At 59.6% G+C, this 19,260-nt stretch carries 16 protein-coding genes and 3 pseudogenes; 10 read left to right on the top strand and 9 right to left on the bottom strand.

Going from position 1 to position 19,260, the window contains the following annotated elements; translation table 11 throughout:
* Window positions 1–96: 96 nt before the first annotated feature.
* The 5 genes from NKI67_RS23940 to NKI67_RS23920 form a co-directional block, all read right to left on the bottom strand.
* Complete coding sequence (locus NKI67_RS23940; protein WP_352647186.1) at window positions 97–498, bottom strand: hypothetical protein; 402 nt, start codon at window positions 496–498, stop codon at window positions 97–99.
* A 759-nt stretch (window positions 499–1,257) separates the two neighbouring features.
* On the bottom strand, window positions 1,258–1,803 hold the full coding sequence (locus NKI67_RS23935) for a hypothetical protein (protein ID WP_352647184.1): 546 nt from the start codon (window positions 1,801–1,803) through the stop codon (window positions 1,258–1,260).
* 178 nt (window positions 1,804–1,981) lie between these two features.
* Window positions 1,982–2,164, bottom strand: a complete 183-nt coding sequence (locus NKI67_RS23930) for a DUF982 domain-containing protein (RefSeq protein ID WP_352647182.1) — start codon at window positions 2,162–2,164, stop codon at window positions 1,982–1,984.
* Between the two features lie 2,241 nt (window positions 2,165–4,405).
* Complete coding sequence (locus NKI67_RS23925) at window positions 4,406–5,518, bottom strand: tetratricopeptide repeat protein (RefSeq protein ID WP_352647180.1); 1,113 nt, start codon at window positions 5,516–5,518, stop codon at window positions 4,406–4,408.
* Between the two features lie 507 nt (window positions 5,519–6,025).
* Window positions 6,026–6,706 (bottom strand): outer membrane protein, encoded by a 681-nt coding sequence (locus NKI67_RS23920; protein ID WP_352647177.1) that lies wholly within the window; start codon window positions 6,704–6,706, stop codon window positions 6,026–6,028.
* Window positions 6,707–7,974: 1,268 nt separating this feature from the next.
* Here NKI67_RS23920 and NKI67_RS23915 point away from each other — a divergent pair.
* The 5 genes and pseudogenes from NKI67_RS23915 to NKI67_RS23895 all read left to right on the top strand — a co-directional run.
* Window positions 7,975–8,748 carry a sulfite exporter TauE/SafE family protein gene (locus NKI67_RS23915; RefSeq protein WP_352647175.1) on the top strand — a complete coding sequence of 258 codons (774 nt, stop codon included), beginning with the start codon at window positions 7,975–7,977 and terminating at the stop codon, window positions 8,746–8,748.
* A 29-nt stretch (window positions 8,749–8,777) separates the two neighbouring features.
* Window positions 8,778–9,023 carry a hypothetical protein gene (locus tag NKI67_RS33900; protein WP_502909358.1) on the top strand — a complete coding sequence of 82 codons (246 nt, stop codon included), beginning with the start codon at window positions 8,778–8,780 and terminating at the stop codon, window positions 9,021–9,023.
* A gap of 94 nt (window positions 9,024–9,117) precedes the next feature.
* A complete protein-coding gene (locus NKI67_RS23905) occupies window positions 9,118–10,113 on the top strand; it encodes an oxygenase MpaB family protein (protein WP_352647173.1) in 996 nt (331 codons plus the stop codon).
* Between the two features lie 20 nt (window positions 10,114–10,133).
* Window positions 10,134–10,496, top strand: a complete 363-nt coding sequence (locus tag NKI67_RS23900) for a transposase (protein WP_352647170.1) — start codon at window positions 10,134–10,136, stop codon at window positions 10,494–10,496.
* Window positions 10,497–10,585: 89 nt separating this feature from the next.
* Window positions 10,586–11,044 (top strand): annotated as a pseudogene (locus tag NKI67_RS23895) (Ros/MucR family transcriptional regulator); the annotation flags it as partial.
* 163 nt (window positions 11,045–11,207) lie between these two features.
* Here NKI67_RS23895 and NKI67_RS23890 read toward each other — a convergent pair.
* The 4 genes and pseudogenes from NKI67_RS23890 to NKI67_RS23875 form a co-directional block, all read right to left on the bottom strand.
* A complete protein-coding gene (locus NKI67_RS23890) occupies window positions 11,208–11,519 on the bottom strand; it encodes a DUF736 domain-containing protein (protein WP_352647168.1) in 312 nt (103 codons plus the stop codon).
* 902 nt (window positions 11,520–12,421) lie between these two features.
* A complete protein-coding gene (locus NKI67_RS23885; RefSeq protein ID WP_352647166.1) occupies window positions 12,422–12,763 on the bottom strand; it encodes a VOC family protein in 342 nt (113 codons plus the stop codon).
* A 271-nt stretch (window positions 12,764–13,034) separates the two neighbouring features.
* Complete coding sequence (locus NKI67_RS23880) at window positions 13,035–13,178, bottom strand: tautomerase family protein (protein ID WP_352647164.1); 144 nt, start codon at window positions 13,176–13,178, stop codon at window positions 13,035–13,037.
* Window positions 13,179–13,296: 118 nt separating this feature from the next.
* Window positions 13,297–14,005: pseudogene (locus tag NKI67_RS23875) on the bottom strand (SDR family NAD(P)-dependent oxidoreductase).
* Window positions 14,006–14,388: 383 nt separating this feature from the next.
* Between NKI67_RS23875 and NKI67_RS23870 the strand changes: the two are divergent.
* The 5 genes and pseudogenes from NKI67_RS23870 (at window position 14,389) to NKI67_RS23850 (ending at window position 19,122) form a co-directional block, all read left to right on the top strand.
* On the top strand, window positions 14,389–14,682 hold the full coding sequence (locus NKI67_RS23870) for a histidine kinase dimerization/phosphoacceptor domain -containing protein (protein WP_352647162.1): 294 nt from the start codon (window positions 14,389–14,391) through the stop codon (window positions 14,680–14,682).
* Window positions 14,655–15,020, top strand: coding sequence for an ATP-binding protein (locus NKI67_RS23865; protein ID WP_352647160.1), 366 nt, complete (start codon window positions 14,655–14,657; stop codon window positions 15,018–15,020). The genes NKI67_RS23870 and NKI67_RS23865 overlap by 28 nt, the downstream gene beginning before the upstream one ends.
* A gap of 139 nt (window positions 15,021–15,159) precedes the next feature.
* Window positions 15,160–17,006, top strand: a pseudogene (locus NKI67_RS23860) (ABC transporter ATP-binding protein/permease).
* 835 nt (window positions 17,007–17,841) lie between these two features.
* The gene (locus NKI67_RS23855; protein ID WP_352647158.1) at window positions 17,842–18,681 is read left to right on the top strand and encodes an enoyl-CoA hydratase/isomerase family protein; all 840 of its coding nucleotides are present in this window, start codon (window positions 17,842–17,844) and stop codon (window positions 18,679–18,681) included.
* 48 nt (window positions 18,682–18,729) lie between these two features.
* Complete coding sequence (locus NKI67_RS23850; protein ID WP_352647156.1) at window positions 18,730–19,122, top strand: GlcG/HbpS family heme-binding protein; 393 nt, start codon at window positions 18,730–18,732, stop codon at window positions 19,120–19,122.
* Window positions 19,123–19,260: the final 138 nt, after the last annotated feature.

The raw sequence follows: 19,260 nt of genomic DNA, 5'->3' as shown, positions 1-19,260 counted from the left end.
GCAGGTCGGCGGGTTCAGGCAATGCTCACTGAAAGATGGGCCGCCGACTTCCTTTTGGCTGTAAAGCTCGGCGGGTTGTCGCTCTCAATTGCCGTCTCAAATTGATCGGCGGGACGTGGCGACGCGGATGGCTGTCACACGCTTCCATTCGGACGCACCAGCGTCGTCGGCGCCTTGCTTTTGTGTCGGAACAGAAGACTTGCCTTTGGGTGATCCCCCGTCCTGACTAGGGATGAAGCAGAACAGGGTGTTCGCTACTTTTGCACAAAATGGGCTGAAGAGCGCGGGCTTCCTCATCAGCCAGAGAATCCAAGATTTTCCGATTTCTTTTCTTGGCTTGAGCAGAAGTCGCCGGGCCACGCGAAATTCCGAAGCAGTACTTCGGTGCGGGACGACGTCGAGCGATGGTTCACCGACGAATTCAAGCGAGGTTGGCGCTACTAGCAAGCGATTTCCGGAGAAGCCGGTGCCGTGCTCCGGGCCACCTTCCGCGATCACGCCATACCCACCTCACTTGCCTCTGTTAGCTTATTCCCTGCGGCGGGAGACCCCAATCCCACCTGGCCGGCGCCTAACAGGCAAATCTACCCCAACGCCCCCCAAACGGCGCCGGCCACCTTCCCGGGAGCGACTGTCAGCCGCTCACCTCATCCCGAAACCTTTCGGTGTGCCAGCGGATTTGCCCCGTCGGGGCCCGACCGTGCACGGATGCGTCGCCTCGGCCTTGGCGGCCTGCTCGCATGCCAGAACGGCGTCAGCCTGCAGAATCGGGTTGCGGGCGGTGAACGTTGAACCGCGTTACGGACGGGTTGCACGTCCGGTTCAGCTCGTCAGCCATTTTCTTATCGCCGCGCAGGGCTTGAATGGCGAAGTCCCGGAGCTATCAGAACGGCCATAAGCCTGCCAAAAAGGCCAGCATTTCGCTGCCCCACTGCAGGAAGTTTTGGTACCAGCCAGACACCGTTTCAAAAGCAACCTGCAGTGCACACCCAGGAAGAAAACGAAACAGATCACGATAGCAAATACCTTGCCAAACCCCTCGTCACCCTTCGGCTCGCTGCTCTGGACAAAAGGGAGAAGAAGGACGTCTTTAGACGCCTCGCGCTGCGATGAGTGGCAGCAATGGTCAGTTTCCTGCAATGCTAGATCGGTAAGTTCATGTCGGAAGTTGACGCTCTGCTCCCCGGACCTGGATGGCGAAGTAGAGCTGGTCGCCAGCGAACGCCCGTGCGCGATGGCGGCCAGTTGGTCTGAGCGTTATCTCTTCATGCACTGCCCGGAGCCGCCGGGATCGCAGACTTCTCCTACACCGCAATCGAAATCGCGTGTGCAGGCGGGCGGCGACAAGGGCGGGGCGAGGACGATATAAGGCGTATGGACCCTGTCGCCAGGCGGCACGAAAGCCGGCGCTCGCTCGCCTGCGTCACCGAGTGTGCGGATATAGAGATAGAGCGACTTCTTGTCCTCATCGCTCATCGCCCGTACATTATACCCTGGCATCGGTGGATAAGTCCCAAGGCCTCGAAGATATGAAACGAAGCCGTCGGCTGTGAGGTCGACGGCCGTCAGCCGTAGGTTTGCCGCATAGCTGGTTCCCCACGGTCCCTGAAAGCCGAGTGCATTTCCCTTGAGAGCCTTGGCCGGATCGATCTTGCCGCCACTTTCGCTATAGCCTTCGGTGTGGCAATCGTGGCAGCCGCCGATGATGGAGATGTAGAGTCCTCGCTCGACCGAAGGTTCCCCTGCCGCCGGCGCGGCATTGAGAGCAAGCGCGGCAATGCGCATCAACCAATATGCACGCATCGCATTCCCCTTCTTTGGTGCCGAACGGCTTCTGCGAGGGACTTGTATCCGGCTTTGTCGCGCTTTGTCATGTCGGCCGAGCTTCCCCGCCTGTCGCGCAACTCGGAGATCAGGGAATAGTTGCATTAGGGATCAGGAATGTTTGGGTACTGGGCTCGGGTAACTGGCACATTCGGCCCTAATCAGACGAGCGTAGCACTAACCCCTCCTCCTCGGCAGCAGCCAGGAACGCCTTACGTGCCTCCTCAGGTTCCATCTCGTCGGAAATGCATGCGATGCAGACGCGCACCGCTTGGTTCCATTTGGGGCCACGCTTGGTCCACTTCATCAGCTCCTCGCCGGCTGCCTCAACGTTGTTCACGTTGTGGGTCAGACCAGCGCGCTCAGTCCTCACAGGGACCGCAGGGGGAGAACCAATGGGTTGCCATGGCGGGGAATGTAGAGCGGCACAGGCCTACCGACCAACGCAGGTTATAGGGAACGATGTAGGCCCTCGCGGTTTTAGAACTCGCAGCGGTCGGTTCTTCTTGGATGTGCAGCCGCTGTAGGGGTCCGTCGCCTTTCTCACGGGTGGCGGGCCTCCTGGTTAGAGAGCTGACAACAGTCCGCTGGTTGCCATTGGGGGGAGTAAACTCCCCTCCTCTTTTGCAGCAGCGAGGAATGCCTTACGGCCTCCTCAGGTTCCATACTGACCGGCTCAGCGATGAGGACGTTTAACCATTTGTTAGCCACGTGTGAGACCGTGATGGGACTGTTTCCAAACGTTCGTCGACGGTTGTCGGAGCGGTCGGTACGAAGCCGGTATGCATCATCTTCCGGTATTTGTCGCCCTGGCCATTTCGCTTGTTGTGGGTTTGGTCGTGGCGATAGGTTTAACATGAACGCCAACACGCCCCCAAGCGAGGCTATTCGCGAAGGTCGAACCCGACGCACATGCCAAAGGCTGGGGCAAGGTCGACAATAAGCTCCACCAGCTCGCAGTCACTTTCCGCCAGATGCGGGCCGTCTCGGCGCACCGCTGCGATAGTCTCTTTGACGGAGATGATTTGGCCGCGCCGGGGCCTGTAAGATCAGCTCTTCAACAAGCTCAATGGCAGTCACTTTTTTGGGTCGGCAGTTCGTCCAAACGTTCATACAAGGCCTCCCACCTCAGCGAGAACCCAAGGGGAACATTCATGATCCTCTGTCGGGAAAAATCAAGAGAATTTTTGGTAGAAATTTCTGAGCGGTAATTAGAGAAACAAGCACGGAGCGAGCCTCTGTACTCTTTCGCTTTGATGCTCAGCCAGCCGCTAAGGACCTTCTTCCGTCGACCCCTGTTTTGCCTGGTCAATAGCCGCAAGTAATGACTGTAAGGTTGGCGGCAGTTCTGGTTCGACCTCCAGATTTAAGAACGTTTGTACGTGATGACGATAGCCTTCGGAACGGATCAGTTTCCGAAACGCTTCGGAGACAGACTGATGGTCTGCTTTGTTGCTGGTTCTCATGTTCGGGAAGTCCGTCCCAATGAGCCGTAACTCGCCCGCAGCGAACGGGTTCCATCAGGAGGTCGGAATATTTGGTAGAAATTTCTGAGCTGGGGATCGGATACAGGGAAGCGCGCGATCACCCCCGTGCCCCCTTCGGTTCCACCACACAGCACCCTCAGGAACGTTTAGACAGCCCCGCTTTACCCAACGGGTTGACGCGCCAGGGACGCAGGGGCAGACCTTCGGCGGTTACAATAAGGGTGGGCCGAAAGGGTGGGCCGACCGATGCACAGAAGGCGGCTTGTGTCGAGGCCGTGAAGCTGCCTAAGCAGACCACTAAAGCGCAGCCAAGTAGCGGATAAATGCCATTCCTCGCGGGCCATGAGGACCGCAATATCGATGGGGGCCTCATGCTCCTGCTCTTCGGCCGTGCCGTGTCGGAACGGGTGGGCTGTTTTGGCCCAATGCCTGAACTGAGTAAGCAGCCGTTCGACCTTGTCCCCGGCATCGGTATATGAAGCATAGCGAGCTAACAGCTTCGGCTTCAGATCGTTCTCGAGGGTCCCCTCATTGAGGTTGTTTACGCGTGGATTAGCGAGGACAACCAGATACGTACTTTCCGTAGCTTCGAAGACTTCCCGAATGAGCCCCTTACCGCTTGGGTGATCGATCTTCAGGTGCGCGAAGGCCTTCTGGAGGGCTACCCACGCCGCAGTAAAGCGTGGACCCTCTAAGCCAGCTATTGTTGCCGAGGCGGACCACAGCAGTTGTCGTCCCAAGTGTGGACTAAACTGGAAATCGGGCTTCGGGCATATAGTGGACAATAGGCCTTTAAAAATCCACTGGTGTTGCTGGGAAGTGTAAGCCAGTACCCAGCTCATCGCTTGCCCGCAAGACACGATGGTGGTACACAGCATGCAATTGGCCGCAAAACATCACTTAAAATCAGCTAGTTGCTGGCGATCTGGGCGAGTTCAATCCTCTCTCGCAGCACCCGATCATCCACTCAGCATACGTCAGGTTAATGGCGTAGCGCGTCTTTGTCGGCGGGACGCGCGTTCCTGAGCGACAACGTGCCTGATCACGCCCTACTTTGCCGCCGTCGAGTCTTGCAAACTGCCCGCAGCAGCACGCTATGGCGACACACCAAGCGCGCGCAGTGCCTTGCTTGCGGCGACATATTCGATGATATTGCGGGGGCAGTCGCGGACGGCTAGCCGGTAAAGTCGCAAGGCCCTGTTGGGATGGCCCTTGAGTTGGTGGAACTCCGCCGCATAAAAGTCGGCCTCACACAGATTTCCGCGGTTCCTGCTCGGGACCGGATCGTCTGCTTCGGCGAGTGCCGCTTCGGGCGTCTGCACGCCAAGGAACATGCGAACGAGCGGGGCAGGCCATTTGGTCATGTCCAACTTGCTGGCAGCCTCACGCAAATGGCTGACGCCGCTACTGCGCTGCTCCGCCAGATCCGCCCAAATCGCATAATAGGCATTGCCGGGTGCTAGTGCTGCCGCCGTGGCAAAATCGGCTTGCGCTTTCGCCGGATCTCGGCCGTAGAAATAGTAAATTCCCCTGCTTCCATACGGGTTGACATAAGTCGGATCGAGCCTGATCGCATGGCTATAATCGGCGACCGCCCGCTCTGCATCACCCTTTGCACCCCAGGAAATGGCCCTGTTGTTATAAGGGAACGGGTGCTGGGGATTGAGGCGGATCGCCTCGTCGAAGTCGGCGATGGCGCGGTCGAATTCGCCCATCCTGTTGAAGACGAAACCGCGGTTGTTGTAGGCCTGCATATATGCTGGATCGAGTTCGATGGCTTGGCTGTAGTCGATGATGGCGCGAGCGTCGTCACCGTTGCGAGCCCAGCCTAAGCCTCTGTTATAGAACGCCCTAGCTTTTTTCGGATCGACCTCGGCCGCCCGGTCGAAATCGCGGATGGCGCGGTCGTTCTCGCCCTTGTCGAGCCATAGGACTCCGCGCTCGTTGTAGGCATCGGTGTCTTTCGGATCGAGGGCGATCGTGTTGTCGTAGTCCGCTATGGCCCGGTCATTGTCACCGCTATCAGCCCACGTGATTGCCCGGCTGTGGTAAGCCTTGGCGCGACTTTCGGGGCTTCGCGCGCCGTCCTCGATGATCCGCGTGCAGGCTGCGATCCGCTGTGAGCCTGCAGCGGCGCCGGCGCAATCTTCGCTATCCTCAGCCAAGGTCGGAGCGCCGAGCGCAAGCAGCACGATGAGACCGGCCAACACCCGCTGTCCTGCTTGAATCGACCGTTCGATTGGCGGCCTATCAAACATCATGTCAGCACACTCGGATCACCATTGCGGGTTATTGGCCTCGTGCGAACTTGGTCGAACAAATTTTTGTTCCTCGAAAGTCGACCCTGCAAAGAACGACTATCTTGACCCGGCCACACAACTGATGAGCCCTCGAACGTTGTCTTCTCCCGGATCCGAATACGTTCAAGCGCGGAGCTCAGGATGGTAATACCATTGCGCGTTACCGCACGTCTGAGCTCCCACGACTCTCGCCGACAGCTTCATCCGTCTCTCCAGCGTAAGCCTTCGTTGAAGAGCTCTATTCTAATAGTAAGCTGCTTGTGCCACTGGGACCCGGTTGCGCAAAAAGGTCAGCGCAATCGAGTGTCCGACCAGCGGAAGAAGGGTTATCCAATTCGCTTGCCGTCCACCCAATCGAAGGCCGACGCCATGCACTCGACATGGCGTAAGAACTGCAGTCAAGGCGCTGCTCAATCAGAACTTATAGGCGATGCCGATCCTGATCTCGTTTAGCTTGATTTTTTCGTGCTCTTCCCAGCCTGGATCAGTGTTGTCGGTAGCCGTGGTGATCTTGCCCAGGTCGGTGTAACGATATTCGACCTTGCCGAACCAGTTACTGGTGAAGGCGTAGTCGACGCCAGCACCAATCGCCCAGCCAGCCTTGACTTGCGACTCGGAATCCGTTGCTCCGCCATCTTCGAACTTCGTGCGGATATGCGCTACCGCCAAGCCACCGGTGACATAGGGCAGCCAGTTGTCGAAGGCATAGCCCAAGCGCCCGCGCAATGAGCCTTGGGCGTTGATACGGGTGTTGTCGTCAGTGCCGAATGGCCAGTCCGGGTTGTGGCCGACAATCCCGGAGGCCTCGACGTCACCTTCAATGCCGCCGACAACGCTGCCCCACTGCATATTGTAGCCGGCAAAAACGCCACCGGTCACGCCCCGCATCTTGAATTTATCCGAGTAATCGGTGGACCCGTCAGCGAGGTTTTCGTCCTGGATGTGGTCTCTCCCCCAGGCGTAACCGATCTGGCCGCCGACATAGCCGCCCGTCCAATCATATGTGGAAGCAACTGGAAGCTCTTGGACCACATCTGCCGCCATCGCCGACGTGAGCGTTGCGCCGAGAATTGCGGCTGCCAAAACAAATTTCATTTCTGTGTCCCCACCAGGTTCGATAGGCTCAACGTATCAGAAAAACTGCCCGACGGAATGCAACCGACAAGCCGGAGCGCGCAATCTCACCGTGTGTTGCAGACAAGCAACAAGCGGTGGTCCTGATCAGCCAAGAGGGCCAAGCTACCACCGACGGCAGCACCGCGGGACATTACGGGGCCGGGCCGCTGGTTTGTCCCGATCGGAATCGTCACCGGCCCCGACGAGCAGATGCACTCTTCCTGCACAGCGGAAACATTGTCGGGCGGATCGAGAGGGAGGGCTTGCTCGTGGTCGGGAGTGCTGCACAGCTCGACCAGGCCGAAATTGAGGTTTGACAAATTCGAAGAATATTCAGCAGAATCAATGGACCATTTCGAGTAGGTTTGACACTCTAATCCTTTGATATGCCGCAAGCCACCCGGCAATGTCCATGACACTCTCCGTGTAGTCGGAGACAGACAGATTAACACCGAGCGAGCCCAGGGCGAAGCCCGGATGCGCAAGCCGAGACATCAATGTCACGTAGGATAGCGCATGCTGAGGAGTGAGCTTGGGATTCCGCAGGGGACAGATCGGTGTCGCGTTCGTCGGCGCCGAGCATGAAGCATTCCAAACCCGATCAAATCCGGGAGGCGGCCTGAGAGGAATGCGCTGACACAGGTCGATAGTCGTTCGGGTTACTCAACCCTGGGAATGTCGCGAATGACTCGCTTCGAGCCCTTTGCGACAACGCTCGCGAAGGTCTGGAACGGCTCATAAATTCCGGTTCCGGACTAATGGGTCGCACCGAACGATGTCGCTGCGTCGCCGAGCGATTTGGACCCACGCCCTGGCTCGTCTCAGTCTCGGCTAGTCCGACTAGAGATCAGGCGCACAACATTTCGGAGGACAATGTGCACCAGAAGCCGACATTGGAGATGCAGGTTGAAGGTCAGGTCAGCGTCTTGCTAGTGACCTTCAATTCAAGAAATGCCGAACTCTCGGTTGGTTATTATCCCCTGTCGCAAGAATGGGATGCCCCTGAAGCCAGGTCATCGCTATTGCCACCAAACCTGGCGGGATTGGCGTCATTCATGGGCCTTGCGGCCATTATGCTATTAGGCCCGCGCTAAGGGCTGAGTTTCGCGGAACAAGCCGACGCATGGTCCGTTTCCTGCGTGCCAAGAGCATCACGACTGCAGCTTGGTCGAGCCATAAAGCCTCGGTGTGCCACTGCACACGTGAGGCTTCGTTATGCGCGACGCTACTCATGCGCGGAGCCACTCATGGAAGAGTTCCTACTGTTCGCAGCCGTCGGGTTTCTGGCCCAGGCGGTCGATGGTGCTCTGGGGATGGCCTATGGCGTGATCTCTTCGACGGTGCTCCTCATCTTCGGGGTGCCACCGGCACAAGCATCAGCTTCAGTTCATGCTGCGGAATTGTTCACCACCGCCGCTTCCGGATCGGCTCATCTTTATCATCGCAACATCGATTGGAAACTGTTTTGGCGACTGATCCCCTTTGGTGTCGGCGGCGGTATGCTCGGCGCTTTCGTACTCACTTCGTTTGACGGAGATCAGGTCAAGCCATTCGTTACAGCATATCTCGCGGTTATTGGGAGCTGGTTACTATATCGGTCGTTTCATCGTATCCCCACCAACCCCGTGAAGCTGAAAATTGTGGCGCCGTTGGGCGCAACCGCCGGATTCCTGGACGCCGCAGGCGGTGGGGGCTGGGGTCCTGTCGCCACCACCGGTCTACTCGGCGCGGGTGGACAACCGCGATTCGTTATCGGCACGGTCAATGCGAGCGAGTTTCTGATTGCACTTTCAGTGTCGCTGAGCTTCCTCGCCACGATTGTAACCGGCCATTGGGAGCAAGCCGGCGAATTCCGCGACCTAACATCTGTTGCCGGACTGATCGTTGGAGGCGTTTTAGCGGCGCCGCTGGCGGGAAGGATGGTCAAGACATTGCGGGAGAGGACGCTCCTGCGGCTTGTGGGAGTTCTGATCACGCTTTTGGCCGGCTACCAGACACTCGAACTAACTGGATCGCTCTGACCGTGAGACAGTCGAACGGAGGCAAGGAAATGAGCACTTCGACCAGGATCGGCATCGGAGCGGGCTGGCTGGGCGGCGCGATCGCCGGATCCATGCTCGATGCCGGTGTCGTCAAGCCACAAGATCTTGCCTTCTCCTATCGGCGGACGAGGCCCGACTGCGGCGGAAGCTCGCGCTGGATCGAGGCGACATGGATGACCACGCCCGAGCCTTGCTCCATCATCATCGGCAACAGGGCAGATCAACCAGGGTTCATCGGCTTCGCGCGAGGATGATTTGGAACGACGGGAAGACCAAAGACGTTCGTGCATATTGCATCCGCTAACCGCAGGTCTAACGCTTGCTATTCTCAGTAGTCCGAGGCGTACCATGTTTGGCAACTCCGGCATCATTTCTCTGCCTCGCCCGCTTGTGCGTCGTGTGGACACTCTTGCCCAGTCGTTCATGCGCCAGCGGCTCGGATCTCAGATGGACTTCTCGACTCCGGAAGGCGAGCCGGCGCTGTTACCAACCAATTCCGTAACCTGGCGTATTTTCAAGAACCCTGTTGTGCTGTTCATCGGCGGGGTAACGGCGGTGCTGCTCGAATTGGCAGAGCCGCGGGTTCGCGACGCCATTTGGCAGCACAGCAGCTTCCGCTCTCTCGCGCTCCGACGGTTACAGCGTACGGGCCTCGCTGCCTTGGTCACGGTCTACGGCCCCCGATCCAAGGCTAAGGCCATGATTGAAGATGTGGTCAGGATGCATGGGCGCGTTTCAGGTCGAACCAGCGAAGGCGAGCCATACCACGCCACCGACCCGGAGCTGCTGGACTGGGTGCAAGCGACGGCCGGGTTTGGTTTCATGGAGGCCTATCACATTTATGTGCATCGCCTGCATTTTTTCGAACGGGACGCGATGTTTGCTGAGGCTCGCCCCGTCGCACTTCTCTATGGGGCCGTCGGCGCGCCCACGTCTCAGGCCGAGCTTTACGCGCTGTTCGACGTGATGAGGCAAAGACTCGTCGCGTCGCCGATCGTCTCGGAGTTCCTGCAGATCATGGAAGAAGTTCCCGCCTTGCCGGGAGTTGCTCGACCCCTTCAGCGGCCGCTTCTGAAGGCGGCCGTCGAGATCCTACCCCAATGGGTCCGCAAGCGGTTGGAACTCGGCGACCGCTGGACCTTGAAACCGTGGGAGCGTGCTGTGAAGACGACGGCTGCAATTTGCGACAGCACCGCGCTTCATTCATCACCAGCCGTCCAGTCGTGCCGCCGCCTCGGCCTTTCCGAGAGCTATCTCTATCGCCGAACGGCATCCGAAAACCTACACAGAAAGCCCGAAGCGGCGGAGATGTCCGGCATAAATGTCGGGAGCATCTTCATATAAAAGCGGGGCAAGAAGCCGAAGTGGACCGGCGATCTCTGTTGCATCCGAGTGCCCGGGCTCAATTAAGCAGCGCTGCTAATTGCGTGCGGCGCCAATATCGCTTGACACTGCGGGTTGGCGGGCGGTCGAACCGGCGTTGCTTCAGCGACGCGCAGAAGCAGGCGATCGTGCATGAGATGGAGAAGCCCGGCGTCGCCGTAGCGCAGGTGTGTCGCCGCCACGGCGTTGCCACCAGGATGGTGTTCCGCTGGCGTGTTGAGTTCGGCCCTCGCGCGGGAGACGAGGGGGAAATGTTCTTGTTTCCCCGACGCCAGCGGCAACTTGTCCGCAGCCGGACAGAACGATCACGCGAAACTTGCCTGCTTGATATTTGCACGGCATGAGGTGTTGGCAGAGTAACGAATTATTTGCCTGATTGGCGAATAGACATACCATCCGTTTTCAAAGCGCCCTTTGGACAAGAGGAAATTCGATGACCGTTTCTCCAGACCCAAGCGACCAGGCTGATCTCGTATCAATCACCGCCGACATCGTTTCCGCCTACGTTTCGAACAATCCGTTGCCGGTCGGCGAGTTGTCGAAGCTGATCGGGGATGTCTATGTCGCTTTGCAAGGGATCGGCACACCTGTGGCTCCGGCCGCAGCCAAACTGGAGCCGGCGGTGTCGATCAAGAAGTCAGTGTCACCTGATTTCATCATCTGCCTGGAAGACGGGAAAAAGTTCAAATCCTTGAAGCGGCATATCGGAACGCATTACAATCTGAGCCCTGACGAATACCGCCAGAAATGGAACCTGCCCTCCGACTATCCTATGGTTGCGCCGAACTACGCGGCGACTCGCTCGGCCCTGGCAAAATCAATAGGATTGGGCCGCAAGGCGGCAGCGCCAGCGACAGCTGCGGCAGAAAAACCAAAACGACCTGCTCGCGCAGCAGCAGCGACAACAACCACAACGGCAGTCAAGTCGCCGGTGAAGAAGGCGCGCAAGGCACCCGTCAAAGCATAGCGTCCTGCACCTGATAAGGGCGTCCATGCAGTGGCGTACCTGAACATGGCGAAGCCCCGCCTTGCGCGGGGCTTCGTGTTTAGTCGGATCACTCTGCGGTGCGACGAGACCAGATCAGCGAGAACTCGCCGTCGGTGTCGGTCTCGACCAGGCTTGCATAGATCGGAGCCGGGAAGCTCGGATCGTCGAGCTTGACCGAGTGATAGTCGCGGCCCTCGCGCGAGGTCTTCTTCCATGCCGCCCCGAACTCGGTGGCCCCGGCGAAGATGCGGAAGTCCGGACCTTTTTCATTGTCGCCGTCGACCGGAGTGAACGACACTGTCTTGACGTTGAGGTTGAGGGTCTTGACTGAGCCGGAGAAGCCGTTCGCGGTGCGGGAAAAAGTGCCGATCGTCGCCATTGTGGTGGTTCCTTCTGTTTTCTCGGGCTGCGCCTATCGCGGCCTCGATGGTGGTCGCGAGACCGGGGACGATCGGGCCGCACCCCAAAGTGGCTGAAACGAAGTGGAAGACGGCGGCGCGAGGCTTTCTTGGACCGCGAGGAATGGACGCAAACCGGGTCCCCGCCACCGCCTGCGTGGAGGGGTGGTACGGCCAGGGGAAGAAAACGAGCGCCGACGTTGCGGGAAGACGATCGAGACTGAGAGAAGCGAAGGCGGTCCTTGGTCAGACCCAACCCATTCGAGGACGCCATGGGCTTAGGACGAACAGACAGAAGTGAACGCGGGGACGGCGATCCGTCACGCGCTTTCGTATCCTGTCATGAGCGCTTGGCGGGCAATACAGGTAAACTACACCTCAACCATGGCAGGCGATGATCGCCGCTATATGCCGACGCCAAGATGGCCGGTGACCGGAGCTGGGCTGCGCCGTGAAGCTGGGCGTACCGGATCATTCGCGGCGAGCGATTGCCAAAGCCGTTCTCCGTAGGCGGCTCGTACGTACGCTTCGTCAGTGATCCGAAATCGGCGTTCCAGTCTGCAATCTTATGCGACTTTCGAAGCACAAATCATGAACATGGGATGACGGGTATGGGTTCGAATTCGCCGCCAGGGGTCAGCTTCGCGCCTCGAAGCCGCGGTAGCGGTATGGTCACTCTGCGCCACAAAGCGGCCGCTGCTGAGCGCTGTCCTTGGATAGCGTCGGAACGTCCAATAGTGCGAACTGGGTATTTACACTGTGTGTCGGCTGCTACACACAGAAATTCATTCCTCTTTGTTCCAGAGCGCTTGAGCGAATCCGGGTATTGTGCATTTTTTTACAGTGGAAACCCGGTCGTCGCGGAATACCCGTCCTTCCGGGACTAACCGTAAACGACCTCCGGCCTACTCTGACCCACTTCGATAATGTAGCCGTCCGGATCGCGAATGTAGCAACGCGTTTCGCCGTACTTTTCCATAGGCTCGGTGATGAATTCAGCGCCCCGGGCCTGCCAAGTTTCATAGCAGCCATGGATGTCGGCAACGCGGATGTTCATGAAGCTGCTGAGTAAATCCGGATCTGGGGGAACACGGAGCGTCACCGACGGTTTATCAGGTGTGGGGCCGCCGCCGACGTTGAGGATGAGCCACGTGTTGGCGATCTGAATATATCCCGGCGCGCCACTACTGTCGCCCAAGCTCAGGATACGGCCTCCAAAGACCATCTCATAAAATTACGCCGAGCGTTCGATATTGGAGACTGTCAAAAAATGCGCGACGGTAAATCCGTCCTGCGGGGGCATTGCATAGACTTTATCCTCAACTCGCACTTGGGTCATCCGGGACTCCTACTGAGACAGGTTCCGGTCGCGAGCCGCCGTGGCGCGCGCCTCACAGGTTCTAACGTGGCCTCGCCGGCTCCGGCTTTAAGTTGGCCTTTGTCATCGATCCGTCTCTGAGCCGGCGCGGCAGTTGCGTTCGGGGACGCAATGAGGCTCAACCGCCCCTTGCGGCCAGCAGCTTGCGGTATTCGCCGACTGGCATCCCGCCCCAACCCCAATTCTCCATCTCCACTTCCTCAAACACGACCCAGGTCCAGTCCAGCGGCTTGCCGAGGACGTCGAGCAGTACCTCGCTCATGCCCTTGTAGATGGCTGCTTCTGCTCCGCTGTAACATGATCCACTCCGGGCTCCTGCCCTCGCGCGTGAGTTGGACGGTAACGATAGGCATGAAAATTCTCCCTTGTGACCAGCTGAATCAGTGGCCAGCGCTTTGGCTGCCCTCGACATGAAGCGTTTCCCCCGTCACGAAAGGGGCATTCTCCAAATACATGACCGCGCCGACAATGTCGGAAATCTCGCCCAGCCGGCCCATCGGATGCAGCGCCGCCAGCGTCTCGTATGTCTCCGGTTCGTGCATCGGCGTCCTAATGACGCCAGGCGACACCGCATTCACCCGGATTCCACTGCGGGCATATTCGATCGCCAGACTCCTAGTTGCGGCGTCGACCCCGCCCTTTGTTAGGGACGCGAGCACCGATGGCACCTTCGAGTTGGCCTGCTTCACCAGGCTGGTGGTGACGTTGACGACATGTCCGCTGCCTTGGCGCTCCATTGCGGCGATCACGGCCTGGGTAACGAAGAAGAAACCGGTCAGGTTGGTCGCGACGAGACGGGTGTAGTTCTCCGCCGAGTAATTCGTGAAACGGCTGGCAAGGAAGACGCCGGCGTTGTTTATCAGCGTATCGATCCGTCCGAAGCGCTGGAGTGTTTGCTCAACCACCTTCGGCCCCGTAGCGGGGTCGCCGATATCACCTGATCGCGAGCACGTCCGATCTATCGGAAGGCTTCATAGAGCGCGAGGTGGCAACGACGCGGTAGTTCCGGCCGAGATAGGCCTCAACCAGAGCTGCGCCAATGCCCTGCGACGCGCCGGTGATGACGACCACTTTCTGTTCAGTTTCCATGATAACCTCGATGGTGTCCGGGCACCGACCCGGCTACGCTACACCTGCCCCCGTTTACACATGCGGACAATCGAGGCCTCGAACCATTGGCCAATGGTGTCGCGCACACTTTGGTATCGATGGCTATACCGGGACCCGTCGCACAATATCGATGATCAGCGGAGCCTCCAAAGCGCAGGTCAATAGTTGACGGAGATTGTTGATCATTTGGCGGTACGGGCTCGCCTGCCGATGCTTAAAGCGCAAATGCGCGCGGCGCACCTCGGTCTTAAGTACCGCCGACACCTTGGTGCAATCGAAGGTTTCGCCGGGGTCTGCTGTTGTCTTCTGGCAACGTCGAGAGGGCAAGTCTCGCGGCGGGCGGTTTACCGGAGGATTTGGCCATGCCGACTGGATTTGCGAATCCATCACTCGCATCGTGCCAGCCGGTGGCATTGCATCTGGCTGAAGAGATCAGTCACCGGGTGATCGAGGAATATACTGAAGCGATAGCGATCCTGTCGTCTGCCGCGTCACCAACGGATGTGACGGCCGAGCCGGCGTTGAGGCGCGCGGTGGACCGTCTGCAGGCGATGGCTGAGGCGCATCGATCGCTTCTCGTACCGATCACTGAGGAATACATCGACCTCGGTCATCATGTTGGGAAGCTGTGTTCCAGCCTGTGCGCGCGTCCCTGAGCGAGCAAGGCATTCAACTGACCGTTGCTACGGATGAAATCCAGCTCGACGCCGCGCGATGCTGGCGCGTCGGTCTGATCGTCTCCGAACTGGTCCGGAACGCGGCACGTCATAGTCTAAAGCATCGCCGAGGTTCTATCCGCGTCACACTGAACAGGAGTGGCAGCAGCGTCTCGTGTGTCGTCTGCGACGACGGATGCCCGGCCTCTGATCTGTCCGAGGGTCGTGGGCGGCGGTTGATACGCGGGCTGACCGCAGAACTCGGCGGCACCGTGCAATGGAAATTTACCCAGTGCGGATCGTTTGCGGGTGTGCGCTTCCCGGTGATCACACCTTAGCTCCTGCATCCGGAGTCGCGACTTGCCTCGCCCGACATTTCTTGGACCTATCTGTCGTGTTGGGCTCACGGGCTGGGTAAGAGGCGGCGGCTCTCCTCATCCGGTTTCAGCATCGCATCTGAACGCAAGGACTTCTGGCATGGCTGATCAACTGAACAATCAGGCCGCCGTTCAGCTGCTGGCTGTCGAAGCCAGTAGCCTGCGCGATCAGATGGCCACGATCAAGCAGGCGCTGGCGGGGTCTCCGGTTCGCAAATGGTTGCTGTGCACGTGGGTCGGCATCACGGCCGTCATTATCGCGACATCGATCGGTCAGGTCCTGCTGAACCGCTGGAACCAGCCTTTCTATGACGCGCTGGCGCGCCGCGACATGGCGGGTTTTCTGCATCAGCTCCTCGTCTTTGCGATGATCGCCGGTGGGCTGGTGGTGCTCAACATCGGCCAGACCTGGCTCAAGCAGATGATCCGGCTGAAGCTGCGCGAGGCGCTGACGCTCGACCTTATCGACCAGTGGATGCGGCCGGCGCGTGCCTTCCGGCTGGCCAATGCCGGCGCCATCGGCGTCAATCCCGACCAGCGCATGCAGCAGGATGCGGCGCACCTCTCGGACCTATCGACCGACCTTGGTGTCGGGCTGCTGCAGTCGCTCATACTGCTCGTATCCTTCGTGGTGTGCTCTGGGAACTGTCTTCGGGCTTCGTCTTCCACGTCAACGGCTGGTCGCTGGCCATACCGGGCTACATGGTCTGGGCAGCGTTCCTCTATGCCGGAACCGCCTCCTGGCTGAGCTGGCTGGTCGGGCGGCCGCTGATCAGCCTGAACAGCGACCGCTACACACGGGAAGCGGAGCTGCGCTCCTCGATGGTGCGCGTCAACGAGAACGTCGATGCCATCGCGCTGTACCATGGCGAAGCCGACGCTAGGCGACGGCTCGAACTTGACCTCGGCACGGTGCTAGGCGCCATGCGGCGCATTTTTACTGCCCAGATCAACCTCTCCTGGGTGACCGATACTTATGGCTGGATCACTGTCGTGGCGCCGATCCTGGTCGCCTCGCCAGTCTATTTCTCGGGCGATATCAGCTTTGGCGGGCTGATGATGGCGGTCGGCGCCTTCAACCAGGTTCATTCTTCGTTGCGCTGGTTCATCAACAACATCGGCAGCATCGCCGATTGGCGCGCTACGTTGATGCGTGTCGCCGACTTCCGCATCGCGCTCAATGAAACCGATGTGCTGCACAACACCGAAAAGCGCATCACCTTCGATCAAAACGCCAATGGCAACCTGACGTTCGAGAAGCTTCAAGTGGCCTCGCCGGAGGGCTGCACCAAACTCTCCGATCAGCATGTCGAAATCCACCTCGGCGAACGCGTCATGATCACCGACGAACCGGGTGCCGGCAAGACGCTGTTCTTCCGCGCCATCGCCGGGCTGTGGCCGTGGGGCGGCGGCAAGATCGGCCTGCCTGCCGGAGAAACCCTCATTTTCGTGCCGCGGGTGCCGTATTTGCCGGCCGGCACGCTGCGCGATGTGCTCAATCACGCGAACGGGCATGCGCCGGCGAGTGATGCCGAGATTTCGGCTGTATTGGCCGAGGTTGGTCTTGAACGGCTATCGTCGTCGCTCGAGCGCGTCGGGCGCTGGGACCATGAGCTGGGCGATGACGAACAGCGCTTGCTGGGCGTGGCCAGGCTCGCCTTGCGGCAGCCGAAATGGGTGATCATCGACAAAGCAATGGACGCGTTCGACGGACCCTCTTTGCGGCGCGTGCTGTCGATGCTGGAAAAGCATCTGAAGGGATCCGCGATCATTAACATCGGGCGTGACCAGCACGACGATCAGTTCTTTTCGCGCGGTTTGACGATCGTCAAGGATTCCGGCGCCCCGGCGCTGAAGCCGGTCCGTGTCAGGGCCGGCGCGATCGAGCCGTCGCCGCACGCCGCAAGAGATCGGCCTTATTCAAAACAGGTCCTATTTTTTCCGTGATCGCGGTGAATGGGTCCCCCCCCAAGTGCTCTTCATGGTGCGGCATGCCCGCAAGGGCACCACGCCAGAGCATCTCGAACAAATGTTCGCCCGCCTTCTACGGCAGTAGCCTGACCGCGTGGGCTGGCCTTGCAGTCAGCCGCTCGATCGTCGAGACTCACGGCGGCCGCCTTATGTCAGCGGGAACCAAGGTCCAGGCCTGACCTTCTCTGGCAAGCCTATGTCGGGACAACGCGGTCAGTCGGTTCGGGGGCGGCAGGGAGATCGGGACCGCCCCACAGCACAAGCTGCTGCGCTGCAATCACATCGGGACGAGTTTATGCATCGACTCTGCCGATGCCGGCCGCTGACGGTCCGTTAGCCTGCCCATCTCCAACTCACTTCCGGAAGGTGCCGAAGATGCGGCCGATGACGAGAATTCTGTGCGCGAGTCGTTTCAGGACTGGTTGACATCGTGCCACTTCGAAGTTTTGCCGTTCATCCGCCGAAGTTTTCCTAGGACTCATAATCTCTGAGAAAGCCGGGATGAAGACGATGGCGATCCGCCGGCCCTCAGCTGTGACTCGGTGCCTGTGTGAGCACCTTTGAGCAGGGTTCCATCGGAGCCGCGCGGGCTCATACCGGGGAAGTTCTTTTACAGCAAACGTTCGCAGCGCGAATAGAGGCGGCGCGGCCGCTGCTTGGAGTCCGAAGTCGGTCGGCCAATCGTCGAGCGGTCGGCCCTACCTTGCCAGGCCGACACCATGGTCTTGGCAATACGTTCGTCTAATCGCGGGCAAGAAGCCCGTGCATCATTCTCTGAGGACCGTGCATTCAAACACCGAAGGAGGGTCCAGTGGACGCCAAGACAATCAACTCGCAGATTCGCCTGACACGCCGGACGCCTGCCTATTGGCGAGTGACGTTCGACAACCCGCCGCTCAACGTCATGGGCCCGCAAATGGTTCAAGAATTCACGCATCTGATCGACGCTATCGAGGCCGACGATGACGTTCGGGTCGTGGTGTTCGACAGCAGCGTGGACGGCTACTTCCTTAACCACTCCGATTTCAAGGCGCGGATCGACGACATGCTCGCGCTGCCGCCGGGCCGGACCGGGCTGCCGCCCTGGCCGGATTTCCTCGTGCGGCTGACGCGCGCGTCGGTCGCCTCGATCGCGCTCATCCGCGGTCGTGCTACGGGCAATGGCAGCGAGATCACCCTTTCCTGCGACATGGCTTTCGCAAGCAGGGAAAAGGCCATTATCTCCCAGTGGGAAGTTGGCGTGGGCATGGTCGCCGGCGGTGGACCGATGGCCCGCCTGCCCCACCTCATCGGCCGCAATCGCGCGATGGAGGTGCTATTGAGCTCTGAGGACATCCGCGGCGAACTGGCCGAGGCTTATGGCTACGTGAACAAGGCCCTGCCCGACGCTGAGCTCGACGCCTATGTCGATGCGCTTGCTACGCGTATCTCCAGGTTTGACAAGTGGGCGATCGCGCAGACTAAGCGCCTGGTTAACACCAGCCTGACTCCGGATGTCGAGTTCGGTGCCGGCTGGGAAGCCTGCATAGCATCGCTGGGTCGACCCGCGGCCCAGGAGGGGATCAAAGCGCTGACCGCCAAGGGTTTCCAGGCGCCTGGAGATGTCGAGGACCGGCTGGGCTTTCACCTGGGCGAATTGCCGCCGCGATAGACCGCCGTCGATGGTGACGGCGTCCCTCCAAGAGAAGGAAGAACCCCTATGGATCTGCTCATGAAAGCGAAGGCGCTAGCCGAACGTGTGGAGGCAGAAGCGACAAAGGCCGAGGTTCCCGTCGCAGTATGCATCATCGACGTCCACGGCAATCTGGTGCTCCAGCACCGGATGAACGGCGCGCCTGTCTTCGCGCTCGAGATTTCCGAGCGAAAGGCGTACACCTCGGCCCTCGTGCGCCTGCGCACGGCTGACATCCTGCCGCTCGTGCAGCCGGGGCAATCGCTGTATGCGCTGCCCACGGTGGGCGGCGGACGCTTCTGCCCCATGGGTGGCGGCATCCCCCTGGTCGACGACGACGGCACAGTTTACGCGGGCGTCGGCGTCAGCGGCGGCACGGCCGAAGAGGATGTTGCCATCGTTGAAGCCGCTGTTCGCTGATTGCGCCGCCGGCGAATTCGTCACGTGCCTCCGGTCCCCCCGGGATCGATGGTGTAGTCGTGAAACGGTGCCCGAGGTGCAATCGGCGATGGAATAATGCATCTGCCAACTCGTCCGCCGGGGGCGCACGGTCGAGAA

The organism is Mesorhizobium sp. M0408, assembly GCF_040321495.1.
Lineage (GTDB): Bacteria > Pseudomonadota > Alphaproteobacteria > Rhizobiales > Rhizobiaceae > Mesorhizobium.
Note: the sequence above shows the minus strand (reverse complement) of the source record. Positions and strands in the feature narration are given on the sequence as shown.